Source organism: Mycoplana azooxidifex (assembly GCF_014196765.1).
Taxonomy (GTDB): domain Bacteria; phylum Pseudomonadota; class Alphaproteobacteria; order Rhizobiales; family Rhizobiaceae; genus Mycoplana; species Mycoplana azooxidifex.
In genome coordinates, this window is the sequence record NZ_JACIEE010000006.1 from 1 (window position 1) to 19,234 (window position 19,234).

16 protein-coding genes are annotated in these 19,234 nt (G+C 62.3%); 9 read left to right on the plus strand and 7 right to left on the minus strand.

Annotated features, from left to right (window positions below; translation table 11 throughout):
- The 4 genes from GGQ64_RS14450 to GGQ64_RS14465 all read left to right on the plus strand — a co-directional run.
- The coding region (locus GGQ64_RS14450; protein WP_210300266.1) for a hypothetical protein at nt 1-1,037 on the plus strand (1,037 nt) is incomplete at its 5' end.
- A 62-nt stretch (nt 1,038-1,099) separates the two neighbouring features.
- On the plus strand, nt 1,100-1,558 hold the full coding sequence (locus GGQ64_RS14455) for a hypothetical protein (RefSeq protein WP_183805493.1): 459 nt from the start codon (nt 1,100-1,102) through the stop codon (nt 1,556-1,558).
- A gap of 220 nt (nt 1,559-1,778) precedes the next feature.
- Nucleotides 1,779-2,834 (plus strand): HNH endonuclease, encoded by a 1,056-nt coding sequence (locus GGQ64_RS14460; RefSeq protein WP_183805495.1) that lies wholly within the window; start codon nt 1,779-1,781, stop codon nt 2,832-2,834.
- Between the two features lie 167 nt (nt 2,835-3,001).
- Complete coding sequence (locus GGQ64_RS14465; protein ID WP_183805497.1) at nt 3,002-4,027, plus strand: AbiJ-NTD4 domain-containing protein; 1,026 nt, start codon at nt 3,002-3,004, stop codon at nt 4,025-4,027.
- Between the two features lie 256 nt (nt 4,028-4,283).
- On the opposite strand, the gene recJ is transcribed toward GGQ64_RS14465, so the two are convergent.
- From recJ to GGQ64_RS14485, 4 genes are all read right to left on the minus strand, one after another.
- Nucleotides 4,284-6,083, minus strand: a complete 1,800-nt coding sequence (recJ, locus tag GGQ64_RS14470; RefSeq protein ID WP_183805499.1) for a single-stranded-DNA-specific exonuclease RecJ — start codon at nt 6,081-6,083, stop codon at nt 4,284-4,286.
- 39 nt (nt 6,084-6,122) lie between these two features.
- Nucleotides 6,123-7,445, minus strand: coding sequence for a homoserine dehydrogenase (locus GGQ64_RS14475; RefSeq protein WP_183805502.1), 1,323 nt, complete (start codon nt 7,443-7,445; stop codon nt 6,123-6,125).
- A 60-nt stretch (nt 7,446-7,505) separates the two neighbouring features.
- Nucleotides 7,506-8,723, minus strand: coding sequence for an LL-diaminopimelate aminotransferase (locus tag GGQ64_RS14480; protein WP_183805503.1), 1,218 nt, complete (start codon nt 8,721-8,723; stop codon nt 7,506-7,508).
- A gap of 177 nt (nt 8,724-8,900) precedes the next feature.
- Nucleotides 8,901-9,245, minus strand: coding sequence for an SHOCT domain-containing protein (locus GGQ64_RS14485; RefSeq protein ID WP_183805505.1), 345 nt, complete (start codon nt 9,243-9,245; stop codon nt 8,901-8,903).
- 164 nt (nt 9,246-9,409) lie between these two features.
- Between GGQ64_RS14485 and phaC the strand changes: the two genes are divergently transcribed.
- From phaC to sthA, 5 genes are all read left to right on the plus strand, one after another.
- Nucleotides 9,410-11,257: a class I poly(R)-hydroxyalkanoic acid synthase gene (gene phaC / locus GGQ64_RS14490; protein WP_183805507.1), complete on the plus strand. Its 1,848-nt coding sequence runs from the start codon at nt 9,410-9,412 to the stop codon at nt 11,255-11,257.
- A 369-nt stretch (nt 11,258-11,626) separates the two neighbouring features.
- Entirely contained in the window at nt 11,627-12,346 is a 720-nt protein-coding gene (gene sfsA, locus GGQ64_RS14495) for a DNA/RNA nuclease SfsA (RefSeq protein ID WP_183805509.1), read from the plus strand.
- A 29-nt stretch (nt 12,347-12,375) separates the two neighbouring features.
- Nucleotides 12,376-13,203: a type I methionyl aminopeptidase gene (map, locus tag GGQ64_RS14500; protein ID WP_183805510.1), complete on the plus strand. Its 828-nt coding sequence runs from the start codon at nt 12,376-12,378 to the stop codon at nt 13,201-13,203.
- A 7-nt stretch (nt 13,204-13,210) separates the two neighbouring features.
- The gene (gene radC / locus GGQ64_RS14505; RefSeq protein WP_183805511.1) at nt 13,211-14,056 is read left to right on the plus strand and encodes a RadC family protein; all 846 of its coding nucleotides are present in this window, start codon (nt 13,211-13,213) and stop codon (nt 14,054-14,056) included.
- A gap of 151 nt (nt 14,057-14,207) precedes the next feature.
- Complete coding sequence (gene sthA, locus GGQ64_RS14510) at nt 14,208-15,668, plus strand: Si-specific NAD(P)(+) transhydrogenase (RefSeq protein ID WP_183805512.1); 1,461 nt, start codon at nt 14,208-14,210, stop codon at nt 15,666-15,668.
- A 27-nt stretch (nt 15,669-15,695) separates the two neighbouring features.
- Here the strand turns inward: sthA and GGQ64_RS14515 are convergent, their stop codons facing one another.
- From GGQ64_RS14515 to gor, 3 genes are all read right to left on the minus strand, one after another.
- On the minus strand, nt 15,696-16,091 hold the full coding sequence (locus GGQ64_RS14515) for a GFA family protein (protein ID WP_183805513.1): 396 nt from the start codon (nt 16,089-16,091) through the stop codon (nt 15,696-15,698).
- Nucleotides 16,092-16,252: 161 nt separating this feature from the next.
- The gene (locus GGQ64_RS14520; protein ID WP_183805514.1) at nt 16,253-17,626 is read right to left on the minus strand and encodes a class II 3-deoxy-7-phosphoheptulonate synthase; all 1,374 of its coding nucleotides are present in this window, start codon (nt 17,624-17,626) and stop codon (nt 16,253-16,255) included.
- Between the two features lie 122 nt (nt 17,627-17,748).
- Nucleotides 17,749-19,137, minus strand: coding sequence for a glutathione-disulfide reductase (gene gor, locus GGQ64_RS14525; RefSeq protein ID WP_183805515.1), 1,389 nt, complete (start codon nt 19,135-19,137; stop codon nt 17,749-17,751).
- Nucleotides 19,138-19,234 lie beyond the last annotated feature (97 nt).

Below are 19,234 nucleotides of genomic sequence, written 5' to 3' on the forward strand. Positions count from 1 at the left end.
CACCCGCACAGCGCTTTAGGATATCAATCCCCGCGCGAGTTCATCAGCTCGCAATCTCAAACCTGAGCATGTCCGGTCTTTTGGGGGCAACTCCAGAATCCCTGAAGACAACTGACCGCAAGAAGGCGATTGCCCGGTCTGGTCAGAAGCTCGCATATTACCAAAATCTGTTTGAGACTAATGGCGCTTCGGCTTCCGACGCCCCTTCCCCGTCGTTCACCTATACGGACCTGAAGAGCCATTCCAAAGAGAAGCTTGGCTTTGACTACCGCACTCGGGAAGAAATCAAGAAAGCGTCCTTCACCGAAAAACTGCAAGCGTTTGGCGAACGGTTCGATGCCATGGCATGGCTTGGCAAGAACCCAAGCAACATCGATCTGTCTGCAATGGCTGGCGAAGCCAAACCCGGGATGTCACTCGACCGCATGTTTGAGCGCTACAAGGAGATATGTGTAGGGCAATGGGAAAATCTGCCGCTCAATGAACAGAAGACCAAATGGGCGCGGTACAGCCGACCGAAGGATGATTTCAAGAAGGTAATCGGCGACATCGACATTCTTGACATCACGACAAGTCAGACAGCGGACTACGCAATTCATCTTCAGAAGCGTGTCGTGGCGACCAAGGCAGGAACGGCGAAGAAAGGTGAAAAGCTGGCGCTTAGCAGCGCCAAAGACATCATCAAGTTCCTCAAGTCTATGGCGAGCGACGTGTTCCAACGGGACTTCCCCAAGCACGTCAAACCCACCCTCGCAAAATTTGAGACGGCGATGAGGAACATATACCACGAGGCGAAAGCAGCCGGATACACAGCAAGCGGCTACTGGACAATGCTACAGGAACAAGGTGCGATGAACACTGCCCGCCGGCTTGTGCTCGCTCCACAACCATCGCCGGGATTTGGGGAGCTGTTGCTTCTAAATAGGCTCGATCTTACCGTTGAATCTCTAATTGTTAGGGAGCCGTGGAGAAGCCTTTTTGAGCCAGAGGTTCTCGTCGCTGCGCAAAAACGGCTGGACAGCATGCGGAGAAAGTAAATTCTGGCATCAGAAGCCGAACGAAATCGAGGAGAACCGTGGCATAGTCCATAAAGTGATGCATGGGAAAATTTACAGACGATCCACCGCGCATCGTCGCAAAACGCGACGTCGGCATACTTCAACTTGAGGATGCTATTCGGCTCTTTTTAGAGAAGCGGTATCTGTCGGCAATTACCCTTGCGGGTGCGGCAGATGCGATATTCTGCGGGCTTATTGAAGCAGCAGGCGGGAAAGCACCGTCTGAAGCAACTTGGGCGCAAGTTGAGAACATTCGGTCGCTCGGCATCCCCTTAGCTGGAACAATTACCAAAAAGGAAGCGTTCAAGCATTGGAACGAAACACGAAATCGCCTAAAACATCACGACAACGGAAAAGACAGTTATCTGTTAGAAATATTTGAGATTGATGAGGCCTATCAATGGATAGACAGGGCCCGCCATAGCGCAAGATTATTAGATATAGAGCCTGCCAACATGTTGGATTTTGATAGCTGCGTTATCCCGTGGTTTTTTCTTTAGTATACATTCTCTGAAACAAATATAAGAAGAATTTCCCAAGCTTTTTTCGCGCTTCCTGTGAACACCGCCACTCCGCTTCCGATAATTTGGCGCAATCCCAATTCCGATAGGAGTTGTAAGTCGAGACACGAGAATAAGCGGAAACTGTCAGAGTTTATTTGTCGCCAATGGACATGGACGATCCCGTACTTTCTATATTGTTCTGAGGAATAGTAACCAGATGATCCTTATCAACGACAATGGCGCGCCTCTCAAAGCAAAAATTGAGATCAACGCGTCTGGTATCGTTTTGCATAGTCGCAGCGGCACAGACCGTAGCCGCGACTATCGAAAAGCACTTGAGTTATTACTGTCCAGACTGGATATTGCTGGTGTTGGGTACGAAATCTACGTGGATAGCCATCCGGTCCAAAGCATACCACTCGCTGATCGTCGTCTAATTTTTAGTCGCAATGTGCCGGTTGCAACTCGGTTCAACGAGATTGTAAGTGCAATGAACCATGGAACCAACAGTCACGGCGCATGGCGAAGACTTCTGATTGAAGTACCCGGTTCAAGCCCCGACAAATTACGCGCTGTTGTTCGTGCTGCTGAGGAAGCCCCGATCATCGACCGCTTGCCAGCCAGCCACCTCCGTAGGGTAACACCATCTCATATTCATCGAGCAGTCGAAAGACTTCTTGATGGTGGTGATGCCCCGAACTTCGCACCGTCCCGCGACTACGATGTTCTGACCGATGACGGAAATCCCTTGGCACCCAAAAAGGTGTTCGGTCTGGCGTTGGAGGAGGCGCTTGGCATAGAGGCTTTTCCTGCCCACTTTAGCGCCGGATGGGGACAGATCAGCTTTGAATTACTCGAAGAGGCAGGTCTCTGGATAGTACCTAAGAAGGGCGCAGCGGCGCGCCCAAAGGCGCGCCGCTCGGTTGTAGAGTCCGCACTTTCCCGCTTCTTGCCTACTGAAGAGGAACAGGTGTGGATCGAGGGCAACCCCAAAATTGTGGTCCATCTGAAACGTGAGCGACATCCCGGCTTAGCGAAACGGAAGCGCGACGAGTTCGTGGCAAAGCATGGGCGACTCTTTTGCGAGGACTGCGGACTTGATCCCTCGGAGCGATACGGTGAGGAAGCGGGACCTGCATGTATCGAAGTTCACCATCATCGAACTTTCGTTGCGCAGATGCACGCTGGTCACGAGTCGGTGACGGATGACCTCAAATGTCTATGCGCCAACTGTCATCGTGTTTTGCATCGGAAGCTCGCGCTGGGAATTTAGTTTCCCGCGAAGGCGAGCGTTCTGGCTAATCTTCTTAATTTGTCCAAAAAGTTCTGTGGAAGAGCGTGATGCGGCTGATCAATGAGTGGGAGAGCATTGCCAGCATCTGCCTCGCCCCGCTATTTTCGGAGAGAGAATGCCGCTCAGTTTCAATAAGTCCATAAGCTATGCTCACTGATGTTTTTGTAAACCGATACGATGACACGCCAATTTGGAGTTCGTTTGGCGAATACGAACGCCGTTTCATGGTTCAAGCGTCGAAGATTATCACTGAGCAGCTGTTTCCGTACTACATTGACGGAAGCGTGAACACATCGGCGGAAACGAGTCTCCAATCACTCCATGACAAACTCGCGATGGAGATTGGCATTGATCCGCTCTCGCCTCTCTTCAAAGGCACGTATCGTTATCCGATCAATGACATTGTCAAAAATTTTTTCCAAAGGAGCTTTGAACTCACAGACAATGCGGACACTTTCATAAAGCGCCGTTTGAGTTTAGTGGAGCTTGCGTTCCGCGAGTATGAGACGGAGGTGAAGGCTTCTAATGCCAATCTCACTCATAAACTCGCTGAATTGAAGAGTAACAAAGAGCTTCCGAAGTTGGCGCGCGCGTTGCGCGTACCGACATTTACCGAGGAATATGTCGTAAGACACAACAAAGCTCTCAATGTTGTGTTTGAGGGAAATGTCACAGAATTAAACGAGAGATTCAGGCAAGCAAAATTTCCGCTCATGTACCGCAATGGCTACATTCAAATTTCGGACGACTCTGTTATCGCCCGGGAAATAGAGCAGCCTTTTTGGGCACTTGTTTCCGATGCTAAATGGAAAAATGTCGAGCACGACATGTTGGAAGCAATCGACCTTCGCGACACCAAACGTAGAAACGCCGCCTTGGCAGCAGCGAAGGCGTTGGAAAGCACCATAAAGATCATTTGCGACGACAAAGGCTGGACAACTGGCAACGAAAAAGGCGCCGCAAACTACATCGACAATCTGGTAAGCGAGAAGAATGGTCGCTTCATAGCTGTTTGGGAATCCGAGTTTTTGAGGAGTTTCTTTCGCGAAATTCGTAATAAGCTCGGGCATGGTCCGGGGGCCCACCCGGCGCTGGAACTGAATCCATATCAGGACAGGTGGGCAATAGAAACTTGTATGTCATGGATAAAATCGCTGATGTCGAGACTGTAGCAAACATCCCGGATGCTAAGGTGACAGACGACGACCGGCTGCACCCTGTCTAAAATGAGGCGTAAAAAGAAGCTCCAGACCTTACCGGCGGCTTTTATCATTTAGGGCAATCGTTGAAATTCTCTACGGTGGCCCCGGAAATTTCTCTACGACCACTCTTGACACCAACCGATTAAATCGTTGATTTTACAAGAGCTATCAGATCACACAGATTCCCGTTGGGCGTACCACCTTCCTACTCAGCCCCCAAAGCCTCTCAGAACGCTTGCGCCGCATCGCTGACGCGGAACTGCACGCGTCTGGTTCCCTGCCACTGGTCGGCGGAGACGGTGCCGGCCACGTGCAGCGCCTGGCCGCGGCGGCTCATGCAGAATGCGCCGAGCGGCGCGTCGGCGGCGCGGAAGGCCATGCCTTCGATCCGGCCGCGGTCGGGGCCTTCCAATGTCAATTTCAGGTGGTTGACGCCGACCTGGCGCACGTCGACCAGGCGGTGAGCGGCGAGCGCGAAGACGGGCTGGGGATGGCCGGCCCCATAGGGTCCCGCCTGTTCCAGCAGGTCGGCCAGCGCGATCGTGGCGCCGGAGGCCGAGAGCGCCCCGTCGATCTTCATCGTCCGCGTCGCGGTCAGCTCGCGCACGCTCTTGTCCGCCCGTTCCTCGAAGAAGCTCCTGAGCCGCCCGAGATTGGCGCGCTCGACCGTCAGGCCTGCCGCCATGCCATGACCGCCGCCCTTGACGAGGATCCCCTCCTCCACGGCGGCGCGCACCATCCGGCCGAGATCGAAGCCGTTAATGGACCGGCCCGACCCGGTCCCCTTGCCGGAGGCGTCGAAGGCGATCGCGAAGGCCGGCCGGTGGAAGCGATCCTTCAGCCGCGAGGCCAGAAGGCCGACCACGCCCGGGTGCCAGCCCTCGCGGGCGGTGACGATGACGGATGCGTTCTCGCCGGTGCCGTATTCCGCAGCGGCTTCGGCCTCGGCTTCGGCCAGCATCGCCACTTCCAGCGCCTGGCGCTCGCGGTTCAATCCGTCCAGCTGGCCTGCGATCGCCTCGGCCTGCGTATCGTCCTGGAGCGTCAGCAGGCGGCTGCCGAGCGCGGCATCGCCGATCCGCCCGCCGGCATTGATGCGCGGTCCGACGAGGAAGCCGAGGTGATAGGGCGTCACCGGGCCACCGATGCCCGCCTGCTTCAGGAGGGCGGCGAGCCCCGGATTGGCGAGATGGCGCGCGGCCACCAGCCCCTTGACCACGTAGGCGCGGTTCAGGCCCTTCAGCGGCACCACGTCGCAGACGGTCGCCAGCGCCACGAGGTCGAGCATGGCGAGTAGGTCGAGGCTGCCGGCGCGGCTGTCGCGGGCGCGCATCAGCCGCTGCAGCGCCACCAGAACCAGAAAGACGACGCCTGCGGCACAGAGATGCCCCTGGCCGGAAAGGTCGTCCTCTCGGTTCGGGTTTACGAGTGCTGCACAGGCCGGCAGGTCCTGGCCCACCTGATGGTGGTCGATGACGACGATGTCGATGCCGCGCTCGCGGGCGTGCGCGATCGATTCGAAGCTGGTCGATCCGCAATCGACGGTGACGATCAGCTTCGCGCCGCGATCGATCAGGGTGTTGATCGCCTGAGGGTTGGGGCCGTAGCCCTCGAAGATCCGGTCGGGAATGTAGATCTCGGCATCGACGCCAAAATGTCCGAGAAAGCGGTAGAGGATCGCCGATGCGCAGGCGCCGTCGACGTCGTAGTCGCCGAAGATCGCGATCCTCTCGCGCCGGGCGATCGCGGCTGCGATGCGCTCGGCCGCCGCCTCGCAGTCGGTCATGCGATAGGGATCCGGCATCAGCCGGCGCAGCGTCGGGTCGAGAAACTCCAGCGCCTCCTCAAAGCCGACGCCGCGCCCTGCGAGCACGCGGGCGATCAGGTCCGGGATGCCGTGCGTCTGGGTCATCGCCAGCGCGCGGTTCTCGCCGGCCTGGTCGAGGCGGGCGATCCAGCGCTGCCCGGTGGCCGATGTCTCGACCCCGAGGAATGCGCGCTGGACGGGGTCGACCTCCTGGTTCATCACTCTCCTTGGGGCGCGCCGTGGAAACGGCGCGATAGATCAGGCCGACTTCGGCCGCTCGATGCGGATCACCTGCGCCTCGCCGGCAAGATAACCCTCCTTGGTGATCGCTGCCACCGCGCGGCGGACGCTGTCCTCCATCGTCGCGTGGGTGACGAGGATGATCGTCTTCGGCTCGGCCGCATCGCTGTGATGCCTGGAATGCTGGACGATCGATTCCAGCGAGATGCCGTTCTCGGCCATGTGGCCGGCGATGTTGGCGAACACCCCTGCCCGGTCCTCGACCGTCATGCGGATGAAATAGCCGCCGTGATGCTTGCGGATCTGCGCGCGCTTGTAGGGCGCAAGCGAAGCAGCCGGCCGGCCGAGCACGGGCACCATCTGCGCACCGGGGCGGCTCTTGGCGATGTCGGCGATGTCGCCGAGGACGGCGGACGCCGTGGCGTTGCCGCCGGCGCCGGGGCCGACCATCAGCAGTTCGCCGAGAATATCGGATTCGATCGCCACCGCATTGGTGACGCCGCCCACCTGGGCGATCTCCGATTCGATCGGCACCATCGTCGGATGCACCCGTTGCTCGATGCCGGTATCGGTCCTCTGCGCAACGCCCAGAAGCTTGATGCGGTAGCCGAGGTCGGCGGCTGCACGGATGTCCTCGATCGAGATGTTGCTGATGCCCTCGAGATAGATGTCGTCGGCCGAAATCCTGTTGCCGAAGGCGAGTGTCGTCAGGATCGACAGCTTGTGCGCGGTGTCGTTGCCCTCGATGTCGAAGGCCGGGTCGGCCTCGGCATAGCCCAGCCGCTGGGCTTCCTTCAGGCATTCGGCAAAGCTCAGACCTTCCTTCTCCATCTTCGTCAGGATGTAGTTGCAGGTGCCGTTCATGATACCGTAGACGCGGGAGACGACGTTGCCGGTCAGGGATTCGCGCAGCGCCTTGATGACCGGGATGCCGCCGGCGACCGCCGCCTCGTAGTTCAGCAGGCAGCCGCGCTCCTCGGCGATCGTCGCAAGCTCGACGCCATGAGCGGCCAGCAGCGCCTTGTTCGCGGTGACCACATGGACGCCGCGCGAAAGTGCCGCCTTGACGGCCGCATAGGCCGGATCGCCGGCGCCGCCCATCAGTTCCACGAAGACATCGATCTGCGGGTTTTCGGCCAGCGCCACCGGATCGTCGAACCAGGCTACGCGGGAGAGGTCGACGCCGCGGTCGCGCTTGCGCTCGCGGGCGCTGACGGCGACGATTTCGATCGGGCGTCCACATGTCGAGGCGAGGCTCTCCCGGCGTTCGACGAGGATGCGCGCGAGCGAAGACCCAACGGTACCCAAGCCCGCTATGCCGATCTTGAGGGCATCAGCCATGATGAAAAGTCCTATCGATATGGATTGTGCCCACCGGCGGGAACCGGCGGGCCAAGGAGATCAGCGGTGCGCGTTGAGCGAGATGACGTTGTGCATCGTCTCGTCGGCCGACGACAGGAAGCGCTTGATGTTGCGCGCCGCCTGGCGGATGCGGTGTTCGTTCTCGACCAGCGCGATGCGCACGTAGTCGTCGCCCTGTTCGCCGAAGCCGATGCCCGGGGCTACCGCCACGTCCGCCTTCTCGACCAGGAGCTTGGAGAATTCGAGGCTGCCGAGATGGCGGAACTTCTCCGGGATCTTGGCCCAGGCGAACATGGTGGCGGCCGGCGGCGGCACCTCGAAGCCGGCCTTGCCGAAGGTATCGACCATCACGTCGCGGCGGCGCTTGTAGATGCTGCGGACCTCGGCGATGTCCGCCCCGTCGCCGTTCAGGGCGTGCGTCGCCGCCACCTGGATCGGCGTGAACGCGCCGTAGTCGAGATAGGACTTCACGCGCGTCAGCGCCGCGATCAGCCGCTCGTTGCCGACTGCAAAGCCCATGCGCCAGCCGGGCATGGAGAAGGTCTTGGACATCGAGGTGAACTCGACGGTGATGTCGACCGCGCCCGGCACCTCAAGCACCGATGGCGGCGGCGCACCGTCGAAGTAGATCTCGGAATAGGCGAGGTCCGACAGCACGATGATGTCGTGCTTCCTGGCGAACGCGATGACGTCCTTGTAGAAATCGAGGCTCGCCACCTGGGCCGTCGGGTTCGACGGGTAGTTGAGGATCAGCGCCAGGGGCTTGGGGATAGAGTGGCGCACGGCGCGCTCGAGCGGGCCGAAGAAGCTCTCGTCCGGCTCCACCGAAATCGAGCGGATGACGCCGCCTGCCATCAGGAAGCCGAAGGCATGGATCGGATAGGTCGGATTCGGGCACAGCACCACGTCGCCGGGTGCGGTGATCGCCTGGGCCATGTTGGCGAAGCCCTCCTTGGAGCCCAAGGTCGCTACGACCTGGGTATCCGGGTTCAGCTTCACGCCGAAGCGACGGGCGTAGTACGCGGCTTGCGCGCGGCGCAGGCCGGGAATGCCCTTGGAGGCGGAGTAGCGATGGGTGCGGGGGTCTTGAACGACCTCGCACAGCTTGTCCACGATCGCCTTGGGCGTCGGCAGGTCCGGGTTGCCCATGCCGAGGTCGATGATGTCGGCCCCGCCCGCTCGCGCGCTCGCCTTCAAACGGTTGACCTGCTCGAAAACGTATGGCGGCAGACGCCGGACCTTATGAAACTCTTCCATCTCAGACCCCGTTGGGCACGGTCATCGTTGCGACCCAGCGATCGGACGCCCCGCCTTCCGTGCAAATCAAGATATCCGGTTAGGCGGGAATATGTCCGATTTGATGACACACCGCCCACCGAAACGGTCACTTCGACCATTCAAGGCTTTGCGTCCAATCGTGGCCAAAGGCAAGCGCTAATTCTGGATTTCCTTGAGCGTGTCGGCCCCGTGATTCTGGGCCAGCGTGTCCATCTCGGCCATCTGCCGCCGATACTCTGCTTCCGATATCGTGCCTGCGCGCCGCCGCGCGGCGAGGCCGCTGACCCGAGCGCTGATCTTGGCCGCTTCCTCGTTGCTCATCTGGACGGTCGCGGCCTGGACCCTTGCGGTGATGTCCGGAAAGGTGGCGGTGCGGTCGGCGCCGGGATTTGCGATCTGCGCATTCGTCGTCGTGGTCGATGTCGAGGTGCATCCGGCGGCAACCGCCAAGGCACTGCCGATCGCGACAGCCGCACCAAGCCTTCTCAAATCATACGCCATGCCCATCCCGCTCCGCGCAGCCAAAAACCCCAGTCCGACGGCGCGCTGCCGCCCGGTCCGGACGGCGCCCGCCCAGAGGTGGCGCCGAAGAACTCTATGGCCCTTTTATTCTTTTTCCGGCAGGATGTAAAAACTGAACTAACAAGAAAATCCGGAGGAAACGGGTGAGCCAGGAGAAGGACGGCGACACGCGCGAGGCAGCCGGGTTTGCAGGTTTCGACCCCAAGACGATCGAACCCTATGTCGTCAGGAATCCCGAGGCACTCGCCGTCAATCTGGCCCGCACGGTCGAGCAGCTCGGCCGGGCCGCATCCGCCTGGCTTGCGCCGCGCGAGCGCGGCGAGAAGGTCGACACCGTCGCAGACCCCGTGGTCGACATGGTCAAGACGCTGGCCAGGGTTTCGGAATACTGGATCTCCGATCCGCGGCGGACACTGGAGGCGCAGACCCATCTGTTCGGCAGCTACTTCGGCATCTGGACGCGAACGCTGCAGAAGCTCGGCGGCGAAGCCGACGCAGCCCCGGACGATGTCCGGTTTGCCACGGACAAGCGATTCGCCGACGAGGACTGGGCCCGGAACCCGTTCTTCGACTTCCTGCGACAGGCCTATTTCGTCACCTCCGACTGGGCGGAGAAGATGGTGTCGGAGGCCGAGGGCCTCGACGAGCATACGCGGCACAAGGCCGCCTTCTACGTCCGCCAGATCACCAGCGCGCTGTCGCCGTCCAACTTCGTCACGACCAATCCCCAGCTCTACAGGGAGACGGTGGCCAGCAACGGCGAGAATCTCGTGCGCGGCATGCGGATGCTGGCCGAGGACATCATGGCCGGCAAGGGCGACTTGAAGCTCCGGCAGACCGATACCAGCAAGTTCGCCGTCGGCGAGAACCTCGCGGTGACGCCGGGCAAGGTCGTCGCCCAGAGCGACGTCTGCCAGGTGATCCAGTACGACGCCACCACCGAGGAGGTGCTGAAGCGACCGCTGCTGATCTGCCCGCCGTGGATCAACAAGTTCTACGTCCTCGACCTCAACCCGCAGAAATCCTTCATCAAATGGGCGGTTGACCAGGGCCAGACGGTGTTCGTCATCTCCTGGGTCAACCCGGACGAGCGGCATGCCCGCAAGGATTGGGAAGCCTATGCGCGCGAGGGGATCGACTTCGCGCTGACGACGATCAAGCAGGCCTGCGGCGAGGACGAGGTCAACGCGGTCGGCTACTGCGTCGGCGGCACCCTGCTTGCGGCCACGCTTGCCCTGCATGCCCAGGAAGGCGACAAGCGCATCCGCTCGGCGACGCTTTTTACCACCCAGGTCGACTTCACCCATGCCGGCGACCTGAAGATATTCGCCGACGAAGACCAGATCGCAGCGCTCGAACAGGGCATGGCGGCGGTCGGCTATCTCGAGGGCTCGAAGATGGCGAACGCCTTCAACATGCTGCGCTCCTCGGAGCTGATCTGGCCCTATTTCGTCAACAACTACCTGAAGGGCCAGGAGCCCCTGCCCTTCGACCTGCTCTACTGGAACTCCGATTCGACGCGCATGCCGGCGGCGAACCATTCCTACTACCTGCGCAACTGCTACCTGACCAACAGCCTCAGCCGGGGCGAGATGACGCTGGCCGGGAAGAAGCTGTCGCTGAAGGACGTGAAGATCCCGATCTACAACCTCGCGACCAGGGAAGACCATATCGCGCCCGCCCGTTCCGTCTTCGTCGGCAGCAGCATCTTCGGCGGCAAGGTCACCTTTGTGCTGTCCGGTTCGGGCCACATCGCCGGCGTCGTGAACCCGCCCGACCGGAACAAGTACCAGTTCTGGACGGGCGGACCGCCCAAGGGCGAATACGACGACTGGGTGAAGACGTCGAAGGAGACCGCCGGGTCGTGGTGGCCGCACTGGCACGCCTGGATCGAGAAGCTGGACGGCCGCAAGGTGCCGGCGCGCAAGTCCGGCGGTCCGCTCAACTCGATCGAGGAAGCCCCGGGCTCCTATGTTCGGGTCCGGGCCTGAGGCTCGTTGGCCTGAATTGTCACGGCCCGAGCTGGTGCAGGCCCATACCTCCCCCTTGAGGGGGAGGTCGCCGCAATGCGACGAGTGGGGTGACACGCCGCGGAGCAGTGACAAACCATTCTCGGCCGGACCCTACGGATCACCCCATTCCGGCACTGCGTGCCGACCCTCCCCCTCAAGGGGAGGGTGGCGGTCGCGGCCCGCAACCGCGCCCCAAGCTGTCGACCATTCACCCGGCGTCCACGTCCCAACGGACTGACACCTATTCGCTATTCGCTATAGGCTATTCTTTGTTCCCTCCCCGCCCGCCTCTGCTATGCAGGCCCCTCGCCCTCCGACACACATCCGCCCCTTCCTCACGGTCCCGCCATGATCTTCGCTCCGCCCCTCGTCCCGGCCACGCTGGTGCAGCGCTACAAGCGCTTCCTGTTCGATGCGGTCCTCGGGGACGGCACGGCGATCACCGGGTCCTGCCCGAACACCGGCTCCATGCGTGGGCTGACGGCGCCCGGTTCGCGCATCTGGCTTTCCGAGCACGACGGGCCCTTGCGCAAGTACCGCCACCGGTTCGAGCTGATCGAGGCCGACGGGACGGTGGTCGGGGTCAACACCGGACTGCCAAACAGACTGGCCGAGGAGGCGATCCGCGCCGGCCTCGTCAGCGATCTTGCCAGCTATCCCGTGGTCGAACGGGAACGGAAGTATGGCCGCAATTCGCGCATAGACCTGCTCTTGTCGGGCGATGGTCGCGCGCCCACCTATGTCGAGGTCAAGAACGTCCATTTCTCCCGCACGCGCGGCCTTGCCGAATTTCCCGACACGGCGACCGCGCGCGGCGCGAAGCATCTGGAGGAACTCGGGGACGTCGCCGAGGCGGGCTGCCGCGCGGTGATGCTCTATGTCGTCCAGCGCGGCGACTGCGACCGGTTCCGGATCTGCCGCGATCTCGACCCGGTCTATGCAATCGCCTTCGAGCGCGCGCGGTCGCGGGGCGTCGAGGCCTATGCGGTCGGATGCACCGTGTCTGCGCTGGAAATTCGCCCCGATGCATTGATCGCCATGGACGAAACAGCCATAGCTGCTTTATGAAAACTTGAAAGACAATCGAAAGTTCGACGATGGTGACCTATATCGAAGCCTTCTCCGCGCCGATGAAGAATACCGGCGTGATCCGCCTCTACGGCAGCGAGGCATTCGAAGGCATGCGCAAAGCCAGCCAGCTGACGGCGCGTGCGCTCGACGAAATCTATCCGCTGGTCCAGCCCGGCGTGACGACGGACGAGCTCGACCGCTTCGTGCTCGAGTTCGGCATGGACCACGGCGCCCTGCCGGCGACGCTGAACTATCGCGGCTACACGAAGTCGTCCTGCATCTCGCTCAACCACGTCGTCTGCCATGGCATTCCCAACGACAAGCCGCTGCGCGAGGGCGATATCGCCAACATCGACATCACCTATATCCTCGACGGATGGCACGGCGATTCCAGCCGCATGTATCCGGTCGGCCAGATCAAGCGTTCGGCCGAACGGCTACTCGAGGTGACCTATGAGTGCCTGCTGCGCGGCATCGCCGCCGTCAGGCCGGGCGTGCGCACCGGCGCGATCGGCGAGGCCATCCAGAAATTTGCCGAATCGGAGCGCTGCTCGGTCGTGCGCGATTTCTGCGGCCACGGCCTGGGCCGCCTCTTCCACGACGCCCCCAACATCCTCCACTACGGAAGTGCCAACGAGGGGCCGGAACTGAAGGAAGGCATGATCTTCACGATCGAGCCGATGATCAATCTCGGCCGGCCGCATGTGAAGGTGCTCTCCGACGGCTGGACCGCGGTGACCCGCGACCGTTCGCTGTCGGCGCAGTACGAACATGCCGTGGGCGTCACCGCCGACGGCTGCGAAGTCTTCACGCTTTCGCCTGGCGGCCTCGACCGGCCCGGCCTACCCGGATAGGAATCCAATGGGCAAAGACCCCGCACCGAGTGACGACACGTCCGCTTCCGAGGAAGCGCAATCGGCGGCGGGGTACGGCAGCCTCCTTTTCGGCGACGACGAGCGCGGGCATTTCGCCGAACGCTCCGCCCGCCACGGATCGATCCGCGGAACCCGGGCAGCGGCGCCTGCCGACGTCGAAGCCGCCCATTATCACGGCCACCGCGAGCGGCTGCGCAGCCGGTTCCGCGAGCACGGGGAAGCGGCGCTGGCGGACTACGAGATGCTGGAACTCCTGCTGTTCCGTCTCATTCCCCGGCGCGACACCAAGCCGATCGCCAAGGCCCTGCTCGACCGGTTCGGCACGCTCTCCGGGGTCCTCGGCGCGCCGCCGGCGCTGCTTCAGGAGGTCAAGGGCATCGGCGAGGCCGTAGCGCTCGACCTGAAGCTGATCGCGACCGTGTCCCAGCGCATGCTGAAGAGCGAGCTGCGCAACAAGCAGGTGCTCGGCTCCTGGTCATCCGTCATCAACTACTGCCATGCCGCGATGGCGCATGAGAGCCGCGAGCAGTTTCGGATCCTGTTCCTGGACAAGCGCAACGTGCTCATCGCCGACGAGGTGCAGGGACGCGGCACCGTCGACCACACCCCCGTCTATCCGCGGGAGGTGGTCAAGCGGGCGCTGGAGCTTTCGGCGACGGCCATCATTCTCGTGCACAACCACCCCTCCGGCGACCCGACCCCCTCGCGCGCGGACATCGAGATGACCAAGACCATCGTCGAGACCGCCCGTCCGCTCGGCATCGTCGTCCACGACCACATCATCATCGGCCGCGAAGGCCATGCGAGCCTCAAAGGCTTGCGGCTGATCTGACTCCGGATCTCGCGTGATAAACGCAGTGAAATTTTTCTTGCGCCGCAGCAATTGCGCGAGGGCTTTGTTAAGCGATCACATAGAGGTTATAGGTACGACGGCAGAAAATGCCGCAATGCAAAAGATTCTGTCCAAATTCCGGAAGCGCTCCATGCAAGAATTTGATCTCGTCGTCGTCGGCAGTGGCCCCGCCGGTCGCAGGGGGGCGATCCAGGCCGCCAAGCTCGGCCACAAGGTACTCGTCATCGAGCAGGGAAAACGGGTCGGCGGCGTATCCGTGCACACGGGCACGATCCCGTCCAAGACGCTTCGCGAGACGGCGCTCAACCTGACCGGCTGGCGCGAGCGCGGCTTCTATGGCCGCGCCTACCGCGTCAAGCAGGAGATCAGCGCGGAGGACCTGCGCCGCCGCCTGCTCATCACGCTCGACCACGAGGTCGAGGTGCTGGAGCACCAGTTTGCCCGCAACCGGGTCCAGCTTATTCGCGGTAAGGCGAGCTTCCTCACGCCGGGAACGCTGCAGATCGTCAAGGACGACGGCGAGATCGTCCACGTCTCGGGCAAGAGCATCATGCTCGCGGTCGGCACCAAGCCCTACCGCCCTGCCAGCATCCCCTTCGACGGCAAGACCATCCTCGACAGCGACGAACTGCTGGAGATCGAGGAACTGCCGCGCTCGCTCGCCGTCATCGGCGCCGGCGTCATCGGCATCGAGTATGCGACGATCTTCAGCGCGCTGGACGCGCAGGTCACCGTGATCGATCCCAAGTCGACGATCCTCGATTTCATCGATCGCGAGATCGTCGAGGACTTCACCTATCAGCTGCGCGACCGCAACATGAAGCTGCTGCTCGGCACCAAGGCCGACAAGATCGAGAAGCTCGAAACGGGCAAATGCGCGATCACGCTCGATAACCGCCGTACGGTCGTCACCGACATGGTGCTCTACGCCGCCGGCCGCATGGGCGCCACCGATACGCTGAACCTGGCTGCGGCCGGGCTGGAGGCCGACGACCGCGGGCGCCTGAAGGTCAATCTCGAGACGTTCCAGACGGCGGTGCCGCACATCTTCGCCGCCGGCGACGTCGTCGGTTTCCCGAGCCTCGCCTCCACCTCGATGGAACAGGGCCGCGTCGCCGCACGCGTCGCGGTCGGCGCGATCGCCAAAGAGCCGCAGAAGTATTTCCCCTACGGCATCTATGCAGTGCCGGAAATCTCCACCTGCGGGTTGACCGAGGAAGAGGTCAAGCAACGCGGCATCCCCTACGAATGCGGCATCGCCCGTTTCCGCGAAACCTCGCGCGGCCACATCATGGGGCTCGATTCTGGCCTGCTGAAGCTCATTTTCTCGCTCAAGACCCGACGCCTGCTGGGCGTCCACATCGTCGGCGAAGGCGCGACCGAACTCGTCCACATCGGCCAGGCGGTGCTGAACCTGAAGGGCACGGTCGAATATTTCGTCGAGAACACCTTCAACTATCCGACGCTCGCCGAAGCCTACAAGATCGCCGGGCTCGACGCCTGGAACCGCATGGGCGAGATCAAACAGCCGGAAATGGTGGAGCCGCCGGTCGAGGCACCGGCGGCCAGAAGCGGATCGCAACGCAAGTAGGCAGCCCGGCTCCCCGGAGGGCTCGGCTCAGTAGCCCTGCGGGAACTGGCGGACACCGTCCTCGATTTCGTAGTAGTCGCCCTTGTCGGCGCAGAAGATGTGGAAGCCGATCTTCAGCCCCGTGGGCCGGTCGAAGGCACCGGCCATGATGGAGGTGTAGTCGGAGCCGTCGCCCTTCCAGAACAGCGCCGAGCCGCAGGTCCGGCAGAAGCCGCGCCCGGCCATGTCGCTTGCCCGGAACCAGGTGACGTTGTCGGCGCCCTCGATCTCGAGGCTCTCGTCCCGCACGTTGGTGGCGGCATAGAAATGGCCGGTCTGGCGGCGGCACTGGCTGCAGTGGCAAGCGATCACCTCGCGCAGCGGCGCGGTCGTGCGGAAGCGGACGCTGCCGCAAAGGCATTGTCCGGTGTGGTTCTCGGCCATGGGCTCCCCTTATTGCTTTCTTTTTTGGTTCTGTGTGCCTGAGCGGCACAACAAAAAACCGGGCCAGCTTCGGCAGCTGGCCCGGCCCTGTCAAATGCAGAAAATTCATCAGTCATTTCAACGTCGTTGATGGACGGCGCCAAACCGTGAACGAAAGGCGATCAGCCGTTCACGACCATCCGCTTTTCGTCGCGTCCGCTCTTCAGGCGCTCGGCCAGGAGGAAGGCGAGCTCCAGCGCCTGGTCGGCGTTGAGGCGCGGATCGCAGTGCGTATGGTAGCGATCCGCCAGGTCGTCGCCCGACAGCGCACGAGCGCCGCCGGTGCATTCGGTCACGTCCTTGCCGGTCATCTCGATATGGATGCCGCCCGGATGCGTGCCCTCGGAACGATGGATCTGGAAGAAGCTCTCGACTTCCGACAGGATCCGCTCGAACGGGCGGGTCTTGTAGTTGTTGAGCGTGATCGTGTTGCCGTGCATCGGATCGCAAGACCAGACGACTTTCTTGCCCTCGCGCTCGACCGCACGGATGAGGCGCGGCAGGTTTTCGGCCACCTTGTCGTGGCCGAAGCGGCAGATCAGGGTGAGCCGGCCGGCCTCGTTCGCCGGGTTCAGGGCGTCGATGAGCTCGATAAGGCCGTCAGCCGTCAGCGACGGACCGCACTTCAGCCCGATCGGGTTCTTGATGCCGCGGCAGTACTCGACGTGGGCGTGGTCCGCCTGGCGCGTACGGTCGCCGATCCAGATCATGTGCCCGGAGGTCGCATACCAGTCGCCGGAGGTCGAATCGACGCGGGTCAGCGCCTGCTCGTAGCCGAGCAGCAGCGCCTCGTGGCTGGTGAAGAAATCGGTCTCGCGCAGGCTCGGGTGGTTCTCGGCGGTAATGCCGATCGCCTTCATGAAGTCCATCGTCTCGGAGATCCGGTGCGCCAGCTTGCGATAGCGCTCGGCCTGCGGGCTGTCCTTGACGAAGCCGAGCATCCACTGGTGCACGTTGTCGAGGTTGGCGTAGCCGCCCATGGCGAAGGCGCGCAGCAGGTTCAGGGTCGCTGCCGACTGCCGGTAAGCCATGATCTGGCGCTCCGGATTCGGAATCCGGGCCTCATCGGTGAACTCGATGCCGTTGACGATGTCGCCGCGGTAGGACGGCAACGATATCTCGCCCTGCTTTTCGAAATTGGACGAGCGCGGCTTGGCGAACTGGCCGGCGATGCGGCCGACCTTGACCACCGGCTGCTGCGCGCCGAAGGTCAGCACCACCGCCATCTGCAGGAAAGCGCGGAAGAAGTCGCGGATCGTGTCGGCGCCGTGCTCGGCGAAGCTCTCGGCACAATCGCCGCCCTGCAGCAGGAAGCCCTTGCCTTCGGCCACGTTCGCAAGCGCACTCTTCAGGCGCCGGGCCTCGCCGGCGAAGACGAGCGGCGGATACGAAGCGAGCTGCTCCTCGGTTGCGGCGAGCGCCGCAGCGTCCGGGTAGTCCGGCACCTGCTGGATAGGCATCTGCCGCCAGCTGCTCGGGGTCCAATTCTGTGCCATCTCGTTCACCTGTTTCGGGGCGTGCGCGACAGCGCGTCCGCACACCCGCCTTCATTAGGATGCGGGCTTATAAACCGGAAAGCCCCGCTTGCCTAGCGGGGGCATGGCGGGGGCTGGCCGGTTCATATCCGCTCGCCGTTGCGGATCCGGTAGCTCGGCTGGTACATGGTCACCAGTTCCTCGGCCGCGGTCGGATGTACCGCCATCGTGCGGTCGAAATCATCCTTCGTGCAGCCCGCCTTCAGCGCGATGCCGAGCAATTGCGCCATCTCGCCGGCATCGTGGCCGAGCACGTGCACGCCCAGCACCTTCCGGTCCGCCGCGTTGACCACGATCTTCATGATCGTGCGCTCCTGGCGGCCCGAAAGTGTGGCCTTCATCGGCCGGAACTCGGCGCGATAGACTTCCAGCTCGGCAAAGGCCTTCGCTGCGGCTTCCTCGCTCATGCCGACCGTGCCGATCTCCGGCTGCGAGAACACCGCCGTGGGGATGAGATCGTGATCCGGCGAGGTCGGACGACCGCGGAACTCGGTCTCGATGAAGCACATCGCCTCGTGGATCGCCACCGGCGTCAGCTGCACGCGGTCGGTGACGTCGCCGATGGCGAAGATGCCGGAAACGTTCGTCCGCGAGTATTCGTCGACGACGATCGCCCCCCTCTGGTCGGTCTCGACACCGGCGATCTCCAGCCCGAGGTCCGTCGTGTTGGGCACCCGCCCGAGCGCCAGCATGACCTGGTCGACGACGAGCTCATCGCCCTTCAGCGTCCGCACCTGCCGCCTGCCGTCGGGGCCCTCGACGATCTCCTGGACGATATCCTCGCAGAGGATGCGGATACCCTTGCCGACCATCGCCTTGTGAAGGCCCTGGCGCATGTCGTGGTCGAAGCGCGACAGGATCTCCTTGCCGCGATAGATCAGGGTCGTCTCGACGCCGAGCCCGTGGAAGATATTGGCGAATTCGACGGCGATGTAGCCGCCGCCGGCGATCAGGATGGATTTCGGCAGTTCCGGCAGGTCGAAGGCTTCGTTGGAGGTGATGCAGAGCTCGTGACCCGGCAGGTCCTTGTGCGGTGACGGATGGCCGCCGGTGGCGATCAGGATGCGCTCCGCCGTCACCAGCCCGTCGGTCGACGAAAGCCTGAGCGTGTTCGGGCCGACCAGGACTGCCCGCGTGTCGAGGATCTCGGCGCCGGACGTGTCCAGCCCCTTGCGGTAGAGGCCTTCCAGCCGGGTAATTTCCTGCTCCTTGGCCGCCACCAGCGCCCGCCAGTCGAAGCGTGTCTCGCCGACGGTCCAGCCGTAACCGGCTGCGTCCTCGAACTGCTCGCCGAACTGCGAGGCGTAGACGTAGAGCTTCTTCGGCACGCAGCCGCGGATGACGCAGGTTCCGCCGAAGCGGAACTCCTCGGCGATCGCCACCTTCTTGCCCATGGCTGCGGCGAGCCGCCCGCTTCGCACGCCGCCCGAGCCGCCACCGATCACGAAGAGGTCATAGTCGAAAGCAGGCATCGGGCACTCCGCATTGCAGTTGGACGGGACGGCGCGGCGCAGGTGACGCTTGCGTTCGCCAGCAGAGATATAGGTGGTGGCATGCCCAAAAGAAAAG